The organism is Streptomyces sp. NPDC041124, from assembly GCF_055592385.1.
In genome coordinates this window covers 146,593-161,669 of sequence record NZ_JBVIYR010000008.1, presented here as the reverse complement: position 1 = coordinate 161,669, position 15,077 = coordinate 146,593, and the positions used below count along the sequence as shown (strand labels likewise).

The 15,077-nt window shown below is 71.0% G+C and carries 17 protein-coding genes; 1 reads left to right on the top strand and 16 read right to left on the bottom strand.

Features of this window, described 5'->3' with window-relative positions:
• Positions 1 to 17 precede the first annotated feature (17 nt).
• The 11 genes from ACZ6A9_RS22610 to ACZ6A9_RS22560 form a co-directional block, all read right to left on the bottom strand.
• Positions 18 to 908: a diacylglycerol kinase gene (locus ACZ6A9_RS22610; protein ID WP_468988038.1), complete on the bottom strand. Its 891-nt coding sequence runs from the start codon at positions 906 to 908 to the stop codon at positions 18 to 20.
• A gap of 31 nt (positions 909 to 939) precedes the next feature.
• Entirely contained in the window at positions 940 to 1,884 is a 945-nt protein-coding gene (gene tatC, locus ACZ6A9_RS22605) for a twin-arginine translocase subunit TatC (RefSeq protein ID WP_468988035.1), read from the bottom strand.
• Positions 1,885 to 1,931: 47 nt separating this feature from the next.
• A complete protein-coding gene (gene tatA / locus ACZ6A9_RS22600) occupies positions 1,932 to 2,216 on the bottom strand; it encodes a Sec-independent protein translocase subunit TatA (RefSeq protein ID WP_190099433.1) in 285 nt (94 codons plus the stop codon).
• Between the two features lie 278 nt (positions 2,217 to 2,494).
• Complete coding sequence (locus ACZ6A9_RS22595; protein WP_468988033.1) at positions 2,495 to 2,689, bottom strand: hypothetical protein; 195 nt, start codon at positions 2,687 to 2,689, stop codon at positions 2,495 to 2,497.
• A gap of 9 nt (positions 2,690 to 2,698) precedes the next feature.
• Entirely contained in the window at positions 2,699 to 2,959 is a 261-nt protein-coding gene (locus ACZ6A9_RS22590; RefSeq protein ID WP_468988031.1) for a hypothetical protein, read from the bottom strand.
• 88 nt (positions 2,960 to 3,047) lie between these two features.
• On the bottom strand, positions 3,048 to 4,043 hold the full coding sequence (locus ACZ6A9_RS22585) for a helix-turn-helix transcriptional regulator (protein ID WP_468988030.1): 996 nt from the start codon (positions 4,041 to 4,043) through the stop codon (positions 3,048 to 3,050).
• A gap of 18 nt (positions 4,044 to 4,061) precedes the next feature.
• A complete protein-coding gene (locus ACZ6A9_RS22580; protein ID WP_189560431.1) occupies positions 4,062 to 5,015 on the bottom strand; it encodes a helix-turn-helix transcriptional regulator in 954 nt (317 codons plus the stop codon).
• Positions 5,016 to 5,138: 123 nt separating this feature from the next.
• Positions 5,139 to 5,510 (bottom strand): FKBP-type peptidyl-prolyl cis-trans isomerase, encoded by a 372-nt coding sequence (locus tag ACZ6A9_RS22575; RefSeq protein ID WP_030835713.1) that lies wholly within the window; start codon positions 5,508 to 5,510, stop codon positions 5,139 to 5,141.
• A gap of 61 nt (positions 5,511 to 5,571) precedes the next feature.
• Complete coding sequence (locus ACZ6A9_RS22570) at positions 5,572 to 6,573, bottom strand: FKBP-type peptidyl-prolyl cis-trans isomerase (protein ID WP_468988028.1); 1,002 nt, start codon at positions 6,571 to 6,573, stop codon at positions 5,572 to 5,574.
• Between the two features lie 139 nt (positions 6,574 to 6,712).
• Positions 6,713 to 8,074: a Pup--protein ligase gene (gene pafA, locus ACZ6A9_RS22565; protein ID WP_189560433.1), complete on the bottom strand. Its 1,362-nt coding sequence runs from the start codon at positions 8,072 to 8,074 to the stop codon at positions 6,713 to 6,715.
• A gap of 9 nt (positions 8,075 to 8,083) precedes the next feature.
• Positions 8,084 to 9,343 (bottom strand): MFS transporter, encoded by a 1,260-nt coding sequence (locus ACZ6A9_RS22560; RefSeq protein ID WP_468988027.1) that lies wholly within the window; start codon positions 9,341 to 9,343, stop codon positions 8,084 to 8,086.
• Between the two features lie 94 nt (positions 9,344 to 9,437).
• Here ACZ6A9_RS22560 and ACZ6A9_RS22555 point away from each other — a divergent pair, with 94 nt between their 5' ends.
• The gene (locus ACZ6A9_RS22555) at positions 9,438 to 10,457 is read left to right on the top strand and encodes a LacI family DNA-binding transcriptional regulator (protein ID WP_468988025.1); all 1,020 of its coding nucleotides are present in this window, start codon (positions 9,438 to 9,440) and stop codon (positions 10,455 to 10,457) included.
• Positions 10,458 to 10,889: 432 nt separating this feature from the next.
• On the opposite strand, the gene prcA is transcribed toward ACZ6A9_RS22555, so the two are convergent.
• The 5 genes from prcA to dop form a co-directional block, all read right to left on the bottom strand.
• Positions 10,890 to 11,663: a proteasome subunit alpha gene (gene prcA, locus ACZ6A9_RS22550; RefSeq protein WP_468988023.1), complete on the bottom strand. Its 774-nt coding sequence runs from the start codon at positions 11,661 to 11,663 to the stop codon at positions 10,890 to 10,892.
• Between the two features lie 64 nt (positions 11,664 to 11,727).
• Positions 11,728 to 12,573 carry a proteasome subunit beta gene (gene prcB / locus ACZ6A9_RS22545; protein ID WP_468988021.1) on the bottom strand — a complete coding sequence of 282 codons (846 nt, stop codon included), beginning with the start codon at positions 12,571 to 12,573 and terminating at the stop codon, positions 11,728 to 11,730.
• Entirely contained in the window at positions 12,525 to 12,773 is a 249-nt protein-coding gene (locus tag ACZ6A9_RS22540; RefSeq protein WP_468988018.1) for an endonuclease domain-containing protein, read from the bottom strand. The genes prcB and ACZ6A9_RS22540 overlap by 49 nt, the downstream gene beginning before the upstream one ends.
• A 200-nt stretch (positions 12,774 to 12,973) precedes the next feature.
• Complete coding sequence (locus ACZ6A9_RS22535) at positions 12,974 to 13,192, bottom strand: ubiquitin-like protein Pup (RefSeq protein ID WP_030867314.1); 219 nt, start codon at positions 13,190 to 13,192, stop codon at positions 12,974 to 12,976.
• A 177-nt stretch (positions 13,193 to 13,369) separates the two neighbouring features.
• On the bottom strand, positions 13,370 to 14,881 hold the full coding sequence (gene dop, locus ACZ6A9_RS22530) for a depupylase/deamidase Dop (RefSeq protein ID WP_468988017.1): 1,512 nt from the start codon (positions 14,879 to 14,881) through the stop codon (positions 13,370 to 13,372).
• Positions 14,882 to 15,077 lie beyond the last annotated feature (196 nt).

Genomic DNA, 15,077 nt, shown 5'->3' with positions numbered 1-15,077 from the left:
GTGACGGGGCCGCCGGATCAGGGGCCGACGACCCGCAGGGCGCCCGGTACGCACCGCGCCGTCAGCGGCAGCGGCCCCACCGGCTCCCCGTCCGCGTACCCGGTGACGTGCTCGGCGGCCAGCTCGACGCTCGCGGCGCGCAGCACGGTGACCGCGGGGTGACCGACGTGCGTGCCGGCGTAGACCCTCGGGAACACCCGCAGCAGTGTGGCGCGGCTGCACTCGCCGACCACCGTGATGTCGAACAGCCCGTCGGTGAGGTCCGCGCCGGGGCATATCCGCATGCCGCCGCCGTAGGACGGTCCGTTGCCGACGGCCACCAGGGTCGCCTCGACCTCGCGGACCTCGCCGCCGTCGAGGGTGATCCGGTACGGCAGCGGGCGGAAGGCGGCCAGCTCGGCGACCATGGCGACGTCGTACTTCAGGCGCCCGAGCGGCAGCCGCATCCGGTTGCCGCGGTCGTTGACCCGGGAGTCGAAGCCGGAGGCGAGCACGGCGCCGAACCAGCGGTCGCCGATCCGGCCGAGGTCGATGTCGCGGACCCGGCCGCACTTGAGGGCGTCGGCGATCATCCGGCCGGCCGCGGCCGGTTCCCTCAGCGGCATGCCGAGCGCCCGGGCGAAGTCGTTGCCGGTTCCGGCCGCCACGAGACCGAACGGGGTGCCGGTGCCGACGACGGCCTGGAGGGCGAGATTCGCCATCCCGTCGCCGCCCACGGCGACCAGGGCACCGGTGCCCTCGTCGATGGCGGCGCGCGCCCGGACGAGGGCGTCCCGGGGGTCGTCGCCGAGGACGGTGCGCACCGGGAAGCCGGCGTCCCGCAGCGCGGAAGCGGCCGGCAGCGCCGCGCGGGCGCCCCGGCCGCGGCCCGCGGTGGGGTTGACGAAGAGGGTGATCTCGCTGGTCACGGGAGTGACCCTATGAGCTGCGAGCGGATCCTCAGGTCACGTCGTCATAACCGTTGACCCGGTCCTTGGTCGACTGCTCGGGGAGTGCGGCCACGGGTTCCACGGGGTCGATGGCCTCGGGCGTCAGGTCCAGCTCGGACGCCTCGTCGTCGGCGGGGCCCATGGCCTCGATGCGGCGCTTGCGGCGGTCGTTGAGCAGGGCGAAGCAGACCGCCGTGAAGTAGAGGATCCAGATCGGCCCGGCGAGCGCGATCATCGTCAGCGGGTCGGTGCTCGGCGTGGCGATGGCCGCGAACAGCGTGATGCCCATGATCATGGCGCGCCACCAGCCGAGCATCCGCTTGCCGGTCAGCGCCCCGGTGAGGTTGAGCATGATCAGCAGCAGCGGCAGCTCGAAGGAGAGACCGAAGACGACCACCATGCGGGTGACGAGGTCGAGCAGGTCGTCCAGCGGCAGCAGGTTGTCGACGCTGCCGGGCGTGAACTCGATCAGCACCTTGGCGGTGGTCGGCAGCACCCGGTAGGCGAAGTAGGCGCCGCCGAGGAAGAGCGGGAAGCCGGTGGCGACGAACGCGTAGGCGTACTTCTTCTCGTGGCGGTGCAGACCGGGGGCGACGAAGGCCCACAGCTGGTACAGCCAGACCGGGGCGGCGAACACGATGCCGGCCATCAGGGAGACCTTCAGGGCCAGCGTGAACGGTGTGAGCAGGCCGTTGATCGTGATCAACGCGCACGGCTGGTCCTTGTCCTGCGTGGTACGGGACAGCTCCTCGAAGGACTGGCCGCACCCGACGGACTTGAGCACCGGGTCGGTGAAGAAGTTGATGATGTCGTTGTAGAAGAAGGCTGCGACGACCGTCACCAGGACGATGGCCAGCAGGGCCTTCGCGAGCCGGTTGCGGAGCTCACGAAGGTGCTCCGCGAGGGGCATCCGCCCCTCCGGATCCTTCTCCTGTTTGCGGGCAGACTTCAGCAACCCACGTTCCCATCTCGTGCGGCGGGCCGGTGTTCACCGGCCCTGCGTCAGCGCTTGGTCGTGTCCGTCGGCTCCGCCACCGGGCGGGAGCTGGTCACGTCGCCAGGGGCGGCCTGGATGGTGCGCTGCGCCGAGGGCTCCTCGCCGGGGGCCGGCGGGTCGGCGGGGGCGGAGGACTTGTCCTCCTTCATCGCCTTGGCCTCGCTCTTGAGAATGCGGGCCGACTTGCCGAGCGACCGCGCCATGTCCGGAAGCTTCTTCGCGCCGAACAACAGGATGACGACGACGAGGATGAGAATGATCTCGGGAGCGCCGATCTTGCCACCGAACATAAGTCTTTACCTTCTCACCGAGGCTGCGGGGGTGCTGACCGACCGGCCGGACAGGCGTCCGAACGATCGTGCTGACAGCGATCGTAACGCTCAGGGGTGAACGCGAGGCAATCCCCGTGCGTACTCCCGTCCGCGGGTCCGGGCCTCGTTCTCCGGTCCGCGCCTCAGCAGCGTACCTGCCGCGCCCCGTGGCTCGACAGGCCACGGCGGCCCGTCCCTCGCCACCGGCGGGCGCCGGTGTGGGCGGCCTCACCGCCTCGACCGGGTCGGCCCACCGCTCAGAGTGCCTCGGCGGACCGCGCCGCCCCGTCCGCCGCCCGCTCCAGTTCCTCCGCCGCCCTGCTGATCCGACGGGCCGAGTCCGCGACCTGCCTGCCCAGCCGCTCCGCCTCGACGAACACCCGGACGGCGAGCACCCCGAGCACCAGCAGCCCCAGGAACCCCACAGCGATCGCGAACATCGGCCAGAACATGAGGCGAGCCTAGACGGTCGAGTGCAGCCGCAGCGTCCGCACCCCGCCCCCGGTCAGCAGCTCCACGATCCGCTCCCCCGCCGGCTTGCGCACGGCGACCCCGCAGCGCGGGCAGGTGAAGGAGTAGAAGGTCGTGCGACTGCTCGCCCCGATGGCCAGCCGCAGGGCGCTCGCGGCGAGTTCGAAACGCTCCCGGCAGTCGGGGCAGCCCGCGCGGAACATCACCGGGGACACGCTTCTCATCCCGGCGAACGCGGACGCCGCCGTCATGCCCCGCACCCCAGGGGTCGCCGACTCGCTCAAAGCCCTCGCTCCTGACTGTCGTCCTGCCCGTCCCGCACCGCCGGGCGCGGCCCGCTCATCCGGCGGCCTCGACTCCGTCGTACGCCGCCAGGGCCTCGCGTGCCGCCTGCCGGGCGCTCTCCGCCAGCCCGGACGGCTCGACGATGCGGCCGTCGCGGCCGAGCCGCAGGGCCAGCCGCCTGAGCGAGGCCGGGTCGGGGGTGCGCAAGGTGATACGGAGCCCGCCGTCGGGAAGCTCATCCGCGCTGTCGTGCGGGTAGTACTCGGCGACCCAGCGGCCACCCGGTGCGACCTCGACCACCACCTCGGGATCCTCGGCCGCGGGCTGCACCAGCCCTTCCGACAGGTCGCGCAGCTCTATCTCGGGCGGCGCGGACGGCTCGTCCAGGATCCTGATCTCGGCGACCCGGTCGAGGCGGAAGGTGCGGCGCGCCTCGGAGCGGCGGCACCAGGCCTCGACATAGGTGTGGCCGACGCTGACCAGGCGGATCGGGTCGATCTCCCGCTCGGTGACCTCGTCGCGCGCGGGCGAGTAGTAGCGGATCCACAGCCTGCGGCGCTCGGCGATGGCCCGGTCGACGTCCGCGAAGACACCGCCCTCGGACTCGAAGGTCACCGACAGCCGGGAACTGGCGCCCGCAGCCTCACCGGCCGCGGTCTCCACCTTGGCGGTCGCGCGCAGCAGCGCCTGCCGGTCGCTCTCGCGCAGCCCGGGCAGCGTGGCCACCGCGCGGGCGGCGACCAGCAGGGCGGTCGCCTCGTCGGCGGCGAGGCGCAGCGGCTCGGCGGCGTCCGCGCCGAGGGCGGCCGGGTTGTGCCACCAGATGCGCTCGCCGTCGGTGTCGATGTCGAGCAGGTCACCGCCGCGGAAGCTGGTGCCGCACATGGGCAGCACGTCGAGGTCGGAGACCAGCTCGTCCTCGGTGATGCCGAACGCGCGCGCCACGTCCTCGATCCGGGCGCCGGGGCGCTCGCGCAGATACGTCACCAGGGACAGCATCCGCCGGGTCTGGTCGATGGCGTTCACGGGCCTGACCGGTTTGCCTGCCACGTTCTTGTCCGCTCCCCCTCAGCCCTTGGCCACGGCACGCAGCCGGTCCACCACATCGGCCCGCAGCTCTGCGGGCTCCAGGACCACCACGTCGGGGCCGAACTCCACCAGCCAGGCGTCCAGCCCGTGCCCGTACGGAATCTCCAACTCGTCCCATCCGTCGCCGAGTTCCCGCACCGTCGTGGCCTTCGCCCGAAGGGGGTAACCGGCGTCGGAGCGCAGTCGGATGCGCGCCGAGCGGTCGGCGGTCTCCCCGGCCCAGCTCGCCACGGTCTCGCGCACGGTGACGACGTCCGGGACCGGGACGGTGAAACGGCCGCTGCGCGAACGCACCTTGCCGGTGATCCTGGAGAGCCGGAAGACCCGCTCGGCACCCCGGTCGCGGTCCCAGCCGGCCAGGTACCAGTGGCCGCGCCAGCACTCCAGCGCCCACGGTTCGACGTGCCGCTGCCCGGGCTGGGCGGCGTTGGCCTTGCGGTAGTCGAAGACGACCGGCCGGCGGTCGCGGCAGGCCAGCATCAGCGGCTCGAACGCGGCCTCGTGCACGGGAATGCGGGGCTCCAGCGCGCCGTGGGCGCCGTAGGGGTCCACGTCCTCGGGAAGGCCGGCCGCGCGCAGCTTCTGCAGGGCCCCGCTGGCCGCTCCGGCGAGCCGCGCCTGCTGCCACACCTTGGCGGCGAGCCCGAGGGCGGCGGCCTCCTCGGCGTCGAGGGTGATGGGCGGCAGCCGGTTGCTGTCGCGGCGGGCGAGGTAGCCGGTCTCGCCGTCGAGGTTCTCGACGGTCTCGATGACCAGTCCGAGTTCGCGCAGGTCGTCCTTGTCGCGCTCGAACATGCGGTTGAAGGAGTCGTCGGACCCGGCTTCCAGATAGGCCTCGATGGACTCGCGCAGCTCACGCTTGCTGAGCGGCCGCCGCGTCCCGAGCAGACACAGCGCCAGGTTCATCAGCCGCTCGGCCTTGGCAATGGCCATCGACGCGCTTCGCCTCCCTTTGGTGCTTACGAGCGATGACCGTACCGCTCCGCGGGGGCGCGGCAAAAGCCGAGGGCCCATGCCCGGACAGGCATGGGCCCTTCACGATCGACTCCGGTCGGATCAGACGCCGAGCAGGTCGACCACGAAGATCAGGGTCTCACCGGGCTTGATCGCCGGGGTGGGGCTCTGGTTGCCGTAGGCGAGGTGGGCGGGGATGGTCAGCTGGCGCCGGCCGCCGACCTTCATGCCCTGCACGCCCTGGTCCCAGCCCTTGATGACCCGGCCGCCGCCCAGCGGGAAGCGGAAGGGGGTGCCGCGGTTCCAGCTGGCGTCGAACTCCTCGCCCGTGCTGAAGGCCACGCCGACGTAGTGCACGGTGACGGTCTGGCCGGCCTGCGCCACCTCGCCGTCGCCCTCCCAGATGTCCTTGATCTCGAGGTCCGCCGGGGGCTCGCCGCCCGGGAAGTCGATCTCGGGCTTGTCGATGCTCACGTCTAACGCTCCTGCTTGTCTGCGGAAAGGCGAACACGCACAGTCTTACATCCCCGGGGCGTCAGAGCTTCGCGAGGAGGTCGACCGAGAAGACCAGCGTGGAGTCCTTCTTGATGGGGCTGCCCTGCGGCGGGTTGTCGCCGTAGCCCAGCTCCGGCGGGATGACGATGAGGACCCGGCTGCCGACCTTCTTGCCGGCGAGGCCCTGCGCCCAGCCCTTGACGACCTGCTGGAGCGAGAACGACGTCAGCTGCCCCCGGGCGTACGTGGAGTCGAACTCCTCGCCGCCGTCCCACAGGACGCCCTTGTACTGCACGAGGACGCTGCTGTCGGCGCCGACCTCCTCGCCGTCACCCTCGAGGACGTAGCTGGAGACGAGCTTGGCCGGCGGGTCGGTGTCGGGCACGTCGACGGAGGGCGCCTTGCCGTCGGTGTTGGTGCCGACCTTGGGCAGGTCCTTGTTGTCCTGCGCCACCTCGCTGCCCTTGGCGGAGCTCTTGGCGTTGAACGTGTCCTGGACGTCGACCACGAACACCAGCGTGTCGGTGCCCTTGATGCCCGCCTGCGCGTTGCCCTGCTCGCCGTAGCCCCAGGTGGGCGGGACGGCCATCTGGACGCGGCTGCCGGTCTTCTTGCCGGTGAGCGCGTACCGCCAGCCGTCGATGATGGTGCCCTGCGCGAGCTGGATGGCCAGCGGGGTCCCCCGGTCGTACGAGTTGTCGAACACCTTGGCGGTGCTCCACACCTGGCCGAGGTAGTTGGCGACGACGTAGTCGTTCTCCGCGATCGTCTTGCCACCGCCCGCGATGACCGTCTTGACCGCGAGGTCCTTGGAGGGGTCGCCGCTGCCCTTGGCGACCGTCGGCTTCTCCCCGAACTTCTCGCCCGCCGTGATCGCCGGCAGCGGACCGTCGACGATCTTCGGCGGCGGCGCCGCGGACGTCTCGGGCGCCGAGGGCGACGCGCTGTCGCCGGCATTGCCCGAGTCGGACTCGTCGTCGCCGCACGCGGCGAGGGTGGCCAGTCCAGCGGGAACGGCAATGAGGAGTGAGCGTCGGCGCACGGTGGGGGCCTCGTAATCATCGATCTTGGTGGATGGCGTCCGCGCAACTCTACGGCGTGAGAAGGGCGCCGCACGGTGTAACGTACGGCGCCCGTGTGACGTTCCGGGAATTTCGGGATCCCCTCCAGGAACGCCTCTCTCACATTCCGGCGATCAGCTTCTCCACCCGCTCGTCCACCGAACGGAACGGGTCCTTGCACAACACGGTGCGCTGGGCCTGGTCGTTGAGCTTGAGGTGCACCCAGTCGACGGTGAAGTCGCGGCGCTGCTCCTGGGCACGCCGGATGAAGTCGCCCCGCAGCCGGGCCCGAGTGGTCTGCGGCGGTACGGACTTCCCCTCGAAGATCTTCAAATCGTTGCAGATCCGGGCGGCTTGTCCCTTCTTCTCCAGCAGGTAGTACAGACCACGACGGCGGTGGATGTCGTGGTAGGCGAGGTCTATCTGCGCGACCCGCGGGTGCGACATGGTCATGTTGTGCTTGGCCCGGTACCGCTCCAGGAGCTTGTACTTCATGACCCAGTCGATCTCGGTGCCGATGCGGTCGAGGTCCTCGGACTCGATGGAGTCCAGCGTCCGGCCCCACAGCTCCAGCACCTGCTCCACGGTGCCGGTGCGGATGCCGCGGCGCTCGACGAAGTCCACCGCCTTCTCGTAGTACTCGCGCTGCACCTCCAGCGCGGAGGCCTCCCGGCCACTGGCCAGGCGCACCTTCCGGCGCCCGGTGATGTCGTGGCTGACCTCGCGGATCGCCCGGATCGGGTTCTCCAGGGTGAGGTCACGCATGACCGTGCCCGCCTCGATCATGCGCAGCACCAGGTCGGTGGCGCCGACCTTGAGCAGCATGGTCGTCTCGGACATGTTCGAGTCGCCCACGATGACGTGCAGCCGGCGGTAGCGCTCGGCGTCGGCGTGCGGCTCGTCGCGCGTGTTGATGATCGGCCGGGAGCGGGTCGTCGCCGAGGAGACGCCCTCCCAGATGTGCTCGGCCCGCTGGCTGACGCAGTACACGGCGCCGCGCGGCGTCTGCAGCACCTTGCCCGCGCCGCACAGCAACTGCCTGGTCACCAGGAAGGGGATGAGGATGTCCGCGAGCCGCGAGAACTCCCCGTGCCGGGCCACCAGGTAATTCTCGTGGCAGCCGTAGGAGTTGCCGGCGGAGTCGGTGTTGTTCTTGAAAAGGTAGACGTCGCCCGCGATTCCTTCCTCGTGCAGGCGTCGTTCGGCGTCCACCAGGAGTCCTTCGAGAATGCGCTCGCCGGCCTTGTCGTGGGTGACCAGCTCGGTCACGTTGTCACATTCCGGCGTCGCGTATTCCGGATGTGACCCCACGTCGAGATAGAGGCGGGCGCCGTTCCGCAGAAAGACGTTGCTGCTTCGGCCCCATGACACGACACGGCGGAAGAGGTACCGCGCCACCTCGTCAGGCGACAGGCGGCGCTGTCCCCTGAACGTGCACGTGACGCCGTACTCGTTCTCCAGCCCGAAAATGCGGCGGTCCATGAGGGAACATTACGCCCGATCCCCCGAGCTGAAACGGGGTTCGACAGCACGATTTGGATCATTTTCCGAACGGGCCGCAACCACCGCTCTCCCGGCGGGAGCTGCCAGTACCCGTCCGGTGGCCACCAGAACCAGCAGCGACACGCCGCCCGCGACACCCGGTACGACGAACCCCCACAGCGCACCGCCCGCCTCGACGACCGGACCGGTCAGGCCCGTTCCGAGCGACGCGCCGACCGTGAAGGTCGTCACCAGCCAGGAGAAGGCCTCCGTGACCGTCCCGCGCGGGGCGTGCCGGTCCACCAGCACGAACGCGCAGGCGATGGCCGGCGCCAGGAAGATCCCGGCGACCACGGCGAGCAACGTCATGGCCACCGCGTCCGGCATCAGCGTCAGCGGCAGGTAACACACCGCCAGCAGGGCCACGAGCACCTGCAGCCGCCGCGCGGGCTCACCCGCCCACTGCCGCGCGCCGTAGACCACACCGCCGATCAGGGCGCCCAGGCCGATCCCCGCCATCAGCCAGCCGTACACCTGGTCGCCGCCGTGCTCGTCCGCGTACGTCAGAGCGGCCACGGTGATGGACCCGAGCGCCATGCCCACGGCCAGGAAGGCGCCCAGCAGCGCGAGCAGGCCGGGCGAGCGCAGCGCGCCCAGCCAGTGCGCCTCGCGCGGCGCCGACCGCCAGGCGCGCGAGGGCGGTGACACGACGACGGAGAGGGCGCCCAGCACACCGAGGCCGTTCAGCACGAGCAGCGCGGCCCCGGCGGACCACAACGAGGCGCACAAGGTCACGAGCAGCGGTCCGACGGTGAACATCACCTCCTGGGCCACGGCGTCCATCGCGTACGCCCGGTGGACGTGGTCCTCCTTGGGCAGCACGGAGGACCACAGCGCCCGAAGCCCGCCCTCCAGGGGCGGCGTGAAGAGTCCCGCAGCGGCGACCGAGAGGTAGGCCAGGGCCGGCTGCCCGATCCCCGCGAAGGCGAACTGGGCCATCGCGAGCGCCGAGAGCACGGCGGCGGGCAGCTGCACCCGCGGCTGTCCCCGCAGGTCCACCAGCCTCCCCAGCACCGGCTGCCCGACGGCGTTGGCGACGCCGTACACCGCCGCGAGGGCACCGGCCATGCTGTACGTGCCGCCCTCCGCGCGCACGAACAGCACGATCGCGACGGGGGCGGTGGCGTTCGGAAGCCGCCCCACGAGCGTGCCGACGAGCAGCCGGGCGGCGTGCCGTGCCCGGAGCAGCTCCAGGTATCCCGTGGCCATGCGGCCCCTCCCACTCGACGTTTTACGTATAACCTCGGTGTCCATACGTACCATGTCGGCTGTTCACCAGTCCAGACGAAGGAGCGGCCCGACCATGCCCCGAGCCGGTACCCGCCCCACGAGCCGGGACGTCGCGCGGGCCGCCGGCGTCTCCCAGGCCGCGGTCTCCCTGGTCCTCGGCGACAAGTGGCGCGGCCGGGTCGCGGAAGCGACGGCGGAGCGCGTCCGCGAGGCCGCGCGCACGCTGGGCTACCGCCCGAACCTGGCCGCCCGCAATCTGCGGCTCGGTCGCACCCGTACGGTCCTGCTGGTCGTGCCCGCGCTCACCACGGAGTTCTTCGCGGGCGTCTACACCGGGGCCGCCCGGGTCGCCTCCCAGCACGGTTTCGGCGTGGTCCTGTACCCCTCCCCCGAGGGCATCGGCCCAGCCCGTGACCCCTTCGCCTCCGCCCAGGCGGCCCTGGACGGCGTGATCGCCTCCTCCATGGCCGCGGAGGCCCTGACGGCGATCCGCGGCGACCAGCTGCCGCTGGTGATGCTGGACAGCGATCCGGAGGGCAGTGTGGGCGCGGCCACGGTCAACCTGGACATCGCGGGGGGCGTCCGCCAGATCACGGATCACCTGCTCGGTCTGGGCCACCGCCACTTCCTGCATCTGGCGGCGGACGTGGCGTCGTGGACCTTCGAGGTGCGCGCGCGGGAGCTGGCGGCGCGGTTGCGGGGGGTTCCGGGCACGTCGTTGCGTACGGCGCGTGCACCGATCTCGATCAAGGGTGCGGAGGCCGTGGCGCAGGCCGCGCTGGCCTCCGGCGACCGGCCGACCGCGGTGGTCTGCGACGACGACCAGCTGGCGGCGGGGGTGTACAAGGCGGCGCGACGGACGGGGGTGCGGGTCCCCGAGGACCTGTCGGTCACGGGGCTGGACGATCTGGCGGTGGCGACGGCGATCGACCCGGAGCTGACGACCGTCCGGCTGGACGCGGAGCTGTTCGGGGAGCGGGGGATGGGGGCGCTGCTGGCGGTCCTGGAGGGCCGCGCCCCCTTGGCCGACGACATCCCCGTCGAACTGGTGGTACGCGGCTCCACGGCACCGGTACGGGGCGTGCCGGTATAGGTGGGCTGTGCAGCCCGGACTGCTCCGGTGCGGGCCGGGGGTGACTGTGCAGCCGGTCCCACTCGGCGGGTGCCCGGCGTGGCTGCGGCCCGGGCGGTGTTCGCGCGGCCCGGCGCGGCCGAGGCGCCGTCGCGCCCACCCGTGCCGCCCCAGCGGCACGACTGCCCGCGTTAGGGCGGAGGCGGGGGCACGACAGCCCGCGAAGGGCGGAGAGCGGACACCCCCGAGACGGCCCCGCACCACCCACCCACCGCAGGCGCTGCCCGAGCCCCCACCGCAGGGACAGCGGCGCCGCAGGCGTCCACCCACCACGCCGCACACGGCACCTCACCCGCACCCCGCCACGCCGCAGGCAACCCGCACGCAGACCACCCACCGCACCGCGGCCAACCGCAGGCGTCCGCGGACGGACGACCCGGTACCCGGGACGGGCTACTCCACGTCGCCGCCGGAATCGGTCTCCCCGGCCTCGGCCTGCGCTTCCGCCTCCGCCGCCGTCTCCGCGCCGCCCGCCTCCAGCAGACGCGCGAGCTGCCGGCCGCCGATCCGCTTGAACTTGCGCTTCTGCGGCCGCGTACGGTCCAGCACCGCCACCTCGAGCCGCTCCGCCGGGATCTCCCGCTCGCTGCCGTTGGTGTCCCGCGAGAGCGACTGCACCGCCAGCTTCAGCGCCTCGGCCAGCGTCATCCCGTCCCGGTGGCGCTGGTCCAGGTACCCGCTGATCTGCTCCGCGTTGCCGCCGACCGCCACCGAGCCGTGCTCGTCGACGATGGAACCGTCGTGCGGGAGCCGGTAGATCTGGTCCTGCTCCGGGGTCTCCCCGACCTCGGCCACCACCAGCTCCACCTCGTACGGCTTCTCCCCCACGCTCGAGAAGATCGTCCCCAGCGTCTGCGCGTACACGTTCGCCAGGCCCCGGGCCGTCACGTCGTCCCGGTCGTAGGTGTAACCCCGCAGGTCGGCGTACCGCACGCCCCCGATCCGCAGGTTCTCGTACTCGTTGTACTTACCGGCCGCGGCGAACCCGATCCGGTCGTAGATCTCGCTGAACTTGTGCAGCGCACGGGACGGGTTCTCACCGACGAACACGATCCCGTCGGCGTACTGCAGCACCACAAGGCTGCGACCACGGGCGATGCCTTTGCGGGCGTACTCCGCCCGGTCGGCCATCGCCTGCTGGGGTGAGACATAGAACGGCGTCGACACCGGTTATCCGTCCCTTTCTGTCGAAGTCACTGGACCACCAAACAACCGAACAACCCGCCCGCGCCTACAGCAGCGAGGCCCGCGGCCCGTCCGGCTGCTGCAGCCGGCGCTCCAGCACGGACCGGGCGACGTCGGACGCCTCGTCCTCCGTGAGCCGGCGGAAGCCGTCCTCGGTGATCACGGTGATGATCGGATAGATCCGGCGGGCGACATCGGGACCACCGGTCGCCGAGTCGTCGTCTGCCGCGTCGTACAGGGCCTGTACCACCAGTGTGGTGGCCTCGGCCTCACTGAGGTCGCCCCGGAACAGCTTCTTCATCGCGCCGCGCGCGAACACCGACCCGGATCCGGTGGCGGCGTACCCCTGCTCCTCGGAACGCCCGCCCGTGACGTCGTAGGAGAAGATCCGCCCCTTCTCCCGGTCCACGTCATATCCCGCGAACAGCGGGACCACGGCGAGTCCCTGCATGGCCATGCCCAGGTTCGAGCGGATCATCGTCGACAGCCGGTTCGCCTTGCCCTCCAGCGACAGCTGCGCGCCCTCGACCTTCTCGAAGTGCTCCAGCTCCAGCTGGAACAGCTTCACCATCTCCACGGCCAGGCCCGCCGTGCCGGCGATGCCGACCGCCGAGTACTCATCGGCGGGGAACACCTTCTCGATGTCCCGCTGCGCGATGACGTTCCCCATGGTGGCCCGCCGGTCACCGGCGAGCACGACCCCGCCGGGGAACGTGGCGGCGACGATCGTCGTGCCGTGCGGGGCCTCGATCACGCCCTTCACGGGCGGCAACGACCTCTTGCCCGGCAGCAGCTCCGGCTGGTGCTCGGAGAGGAAGTCCATGAAGGAGGAAGAGCCTGGCGTCAGGAAGGCAGCCGGTAGACGCCCGGTGCTACGAGTGTTGGCTTCCACGCGATTCCTTCCACGTATGCGGCAGCCCGCCTGATGGCATCGGGCCGATCCTTGAACTGCTGAACTGCCCCAGCGCCGCCTGGGCGGCTGAAGCACAGTACGCCACGGACCCTACCCGTCCGGTGGCGGTGATCCACCTGCTCGGCGGGGGCAACAGGGCATGTTCGGCAGATGCCTTGCGGACATGGCGCCGCTCCCACCCCCTCGGCCTCCCGACGCTGCCGGGAGCGCTCGTGGGAGCACTCCCGGCAGTACGCCCGGTCGTCCCCGGGCGCCGCCTCGCCGCTCGCGGCCGGCCGCCCGGGGCGGGCTGCCGGCCGACGACGACGCGATCAGCGCCTCACACCCGACTCCGGGAAGCCCGGATCTCTCCCGATCTCACGTCGAGATCAAGGGGAGATCACTCCCCGCCCTTCTGGACGAAGGACCTCACGAAGTCCTCGGCGTTGGCCTCGAGCACGTCGTCGATCTCGTCGAGGACGTCGTCCACGTCCTCGCTCAGCTTTTCCTGACGCTCCTTGAGGTCCTCGGAAGCCTGCGTCTCCGCCGCCTGCTCCTCGACCTCCTCCGTGGACCGGGTGGCCTTCTGCTGTCCGCCGCCGGTGTCCTTGGTCGCCATCACCCTCACCCCGCTCGGTTCGCCCGACACACTTGCTCGGTCAAGATCAGACCCTACAAGCCGGGTCCGACAATGCCCCCGCAGTTGCTCCAACGTACGGGGACCACCTCGATGATTCCCGGACCGGGCGTGTTCCACCCTGTCCGGCCGGATCTCCCCGGTTGCCTCGCTACCCGCTCAGCGGCCCGACAAGACCCTGACCAGGTCTTCCGCCGTGCGGCAGCGGTCCAGGAGCTCCTTGACGTGATTACGCGTTCCGCGAAGCGGTTCCAGGGTTGGCACCCGCTGGAGCGAGTCCCGGCCCGGCAGGTCGAAGATCACCGAATCCCAGGAGGCCGCCGCGACGTCGTCCGCGTACTGCTCCAGGCACCGCCCGCGGAAGTAGGCGCGGGTGTCCTCCGGAGGGGCCGTACGGGCCCGCTCGACCTCGCCCTCGTCCAGCAGCCGCTTCATCCGTCCGCGGGCCACCAGACGGTTGTAGAGGCCCTTGTCGGGGCGGACGTCGGCGTACTGGAGGTCCACCAGGTGGAGCCGGGCGGCGTCCCAGTCCAGTCCGTCCCTGCGCCGGTACCCCTCCATGAGTTCCCGCTTGGCGACCCAGTCCAGCTCGCCGGCCAGGCTCATCGGATCGTTCTCCAGCCGGGTGAGGGTGTCCTCCCAGCGCACCAGGACGTCCCTGGTCTGCTCGTCGGCGTCCGCCCCGAACCGCTCCTCGACGTACTTGCGGGCGAGCTCGAAGTACTCCATCTGAAGCTGCACGGCGGTCAGCGTCCGCCCGCTGCGCAGGGTGACGAGCCGCTTCAGCGACGGGTCGTGCGACACCTGGTGAAGGGTTCGCACCGGCTGGTCCACGGCCAGGTCCACCGCGATGAACCCGTCCTCGATCATCGACAGGACCAGCGCCGTGGTTCCCAGTTTCAGATACGTCGAGATCTCCGACAGGTTCGCGTCGCCGATGATCACGTGCAGGCGCCGGTACTTCTCCGCGTCGGCGTGCGGCTCGTCCCGGGTGTTGATGATCGGGCGCTTCAGCGTGGTCTCGAGGCCCACCTCGACCTCGAAGTAGTCGGCACGCTGACTGAGCTGGAAGCCGTGCTCGTGTCCGTCCTGGCCGATGCCGACACGGCCGGCGCCGGTGAAGACCTGCCGCGAGACGAAGAACGGCGTCAGGTGGCGCACGATGTCCGAGAACGGGGTCTCCCGCTTCATCAGGTAGTTCTCGTGCGTCCCGTAGGAGGCGCCCTTGTTGTCGGTGTTGTTCTTGTAGAGGTGGATCGGCTGGGCACCGGGGAGCTGCGCGGCCCGCTCGGCCGCCTCGGCCATGATCCGCTCGCCGGCCTTGTCCCAGAGCACCGCGTCACGCGGGTTGGTGACCTCGGGGGCGCTGTACTCCGGATGGGCGTGGTCCACGTAGAGCCGCGCGCCGTTGGTGAGGATGACGTTGGCCAGGCCGATGTCCTCGTCGGTGAGCTGGCTGGAGTCGGCGACCTCACGGGCGAGGTCGAAGCCTCGCGCGTCCCGCAGCGGGTTCTCCTCCTCGAAGTCCCAGCGGGCCCGGCGGGCCCGGTGCATCGCCGCCGCGTAGGCGTTCACGATCTGGGACGAGGTGAGCATGGCATTGGCGTTGGGGTGACCGGGCACGGAGATCCCGTACTCCGTCTCGATGCCCATTACTCGCCGTACGGTCATGCGGCCCTCCTTGCCCGGCGGCGTCCCCGGTCGGGGGCGCTGCTGTACCGCTGGCGCTCCGGTGCGTGTGCGGTGCCCGTCCCCGCACTGCGCGACTCGGCGGTACGGACGAGCCTAGAACGCCTTCGCCCTGGTGGGGAGATCATTTGCGTCAATTGCTGTGCTCCGGAGTGGCCCGAAAAAACAGTCGGCTGCG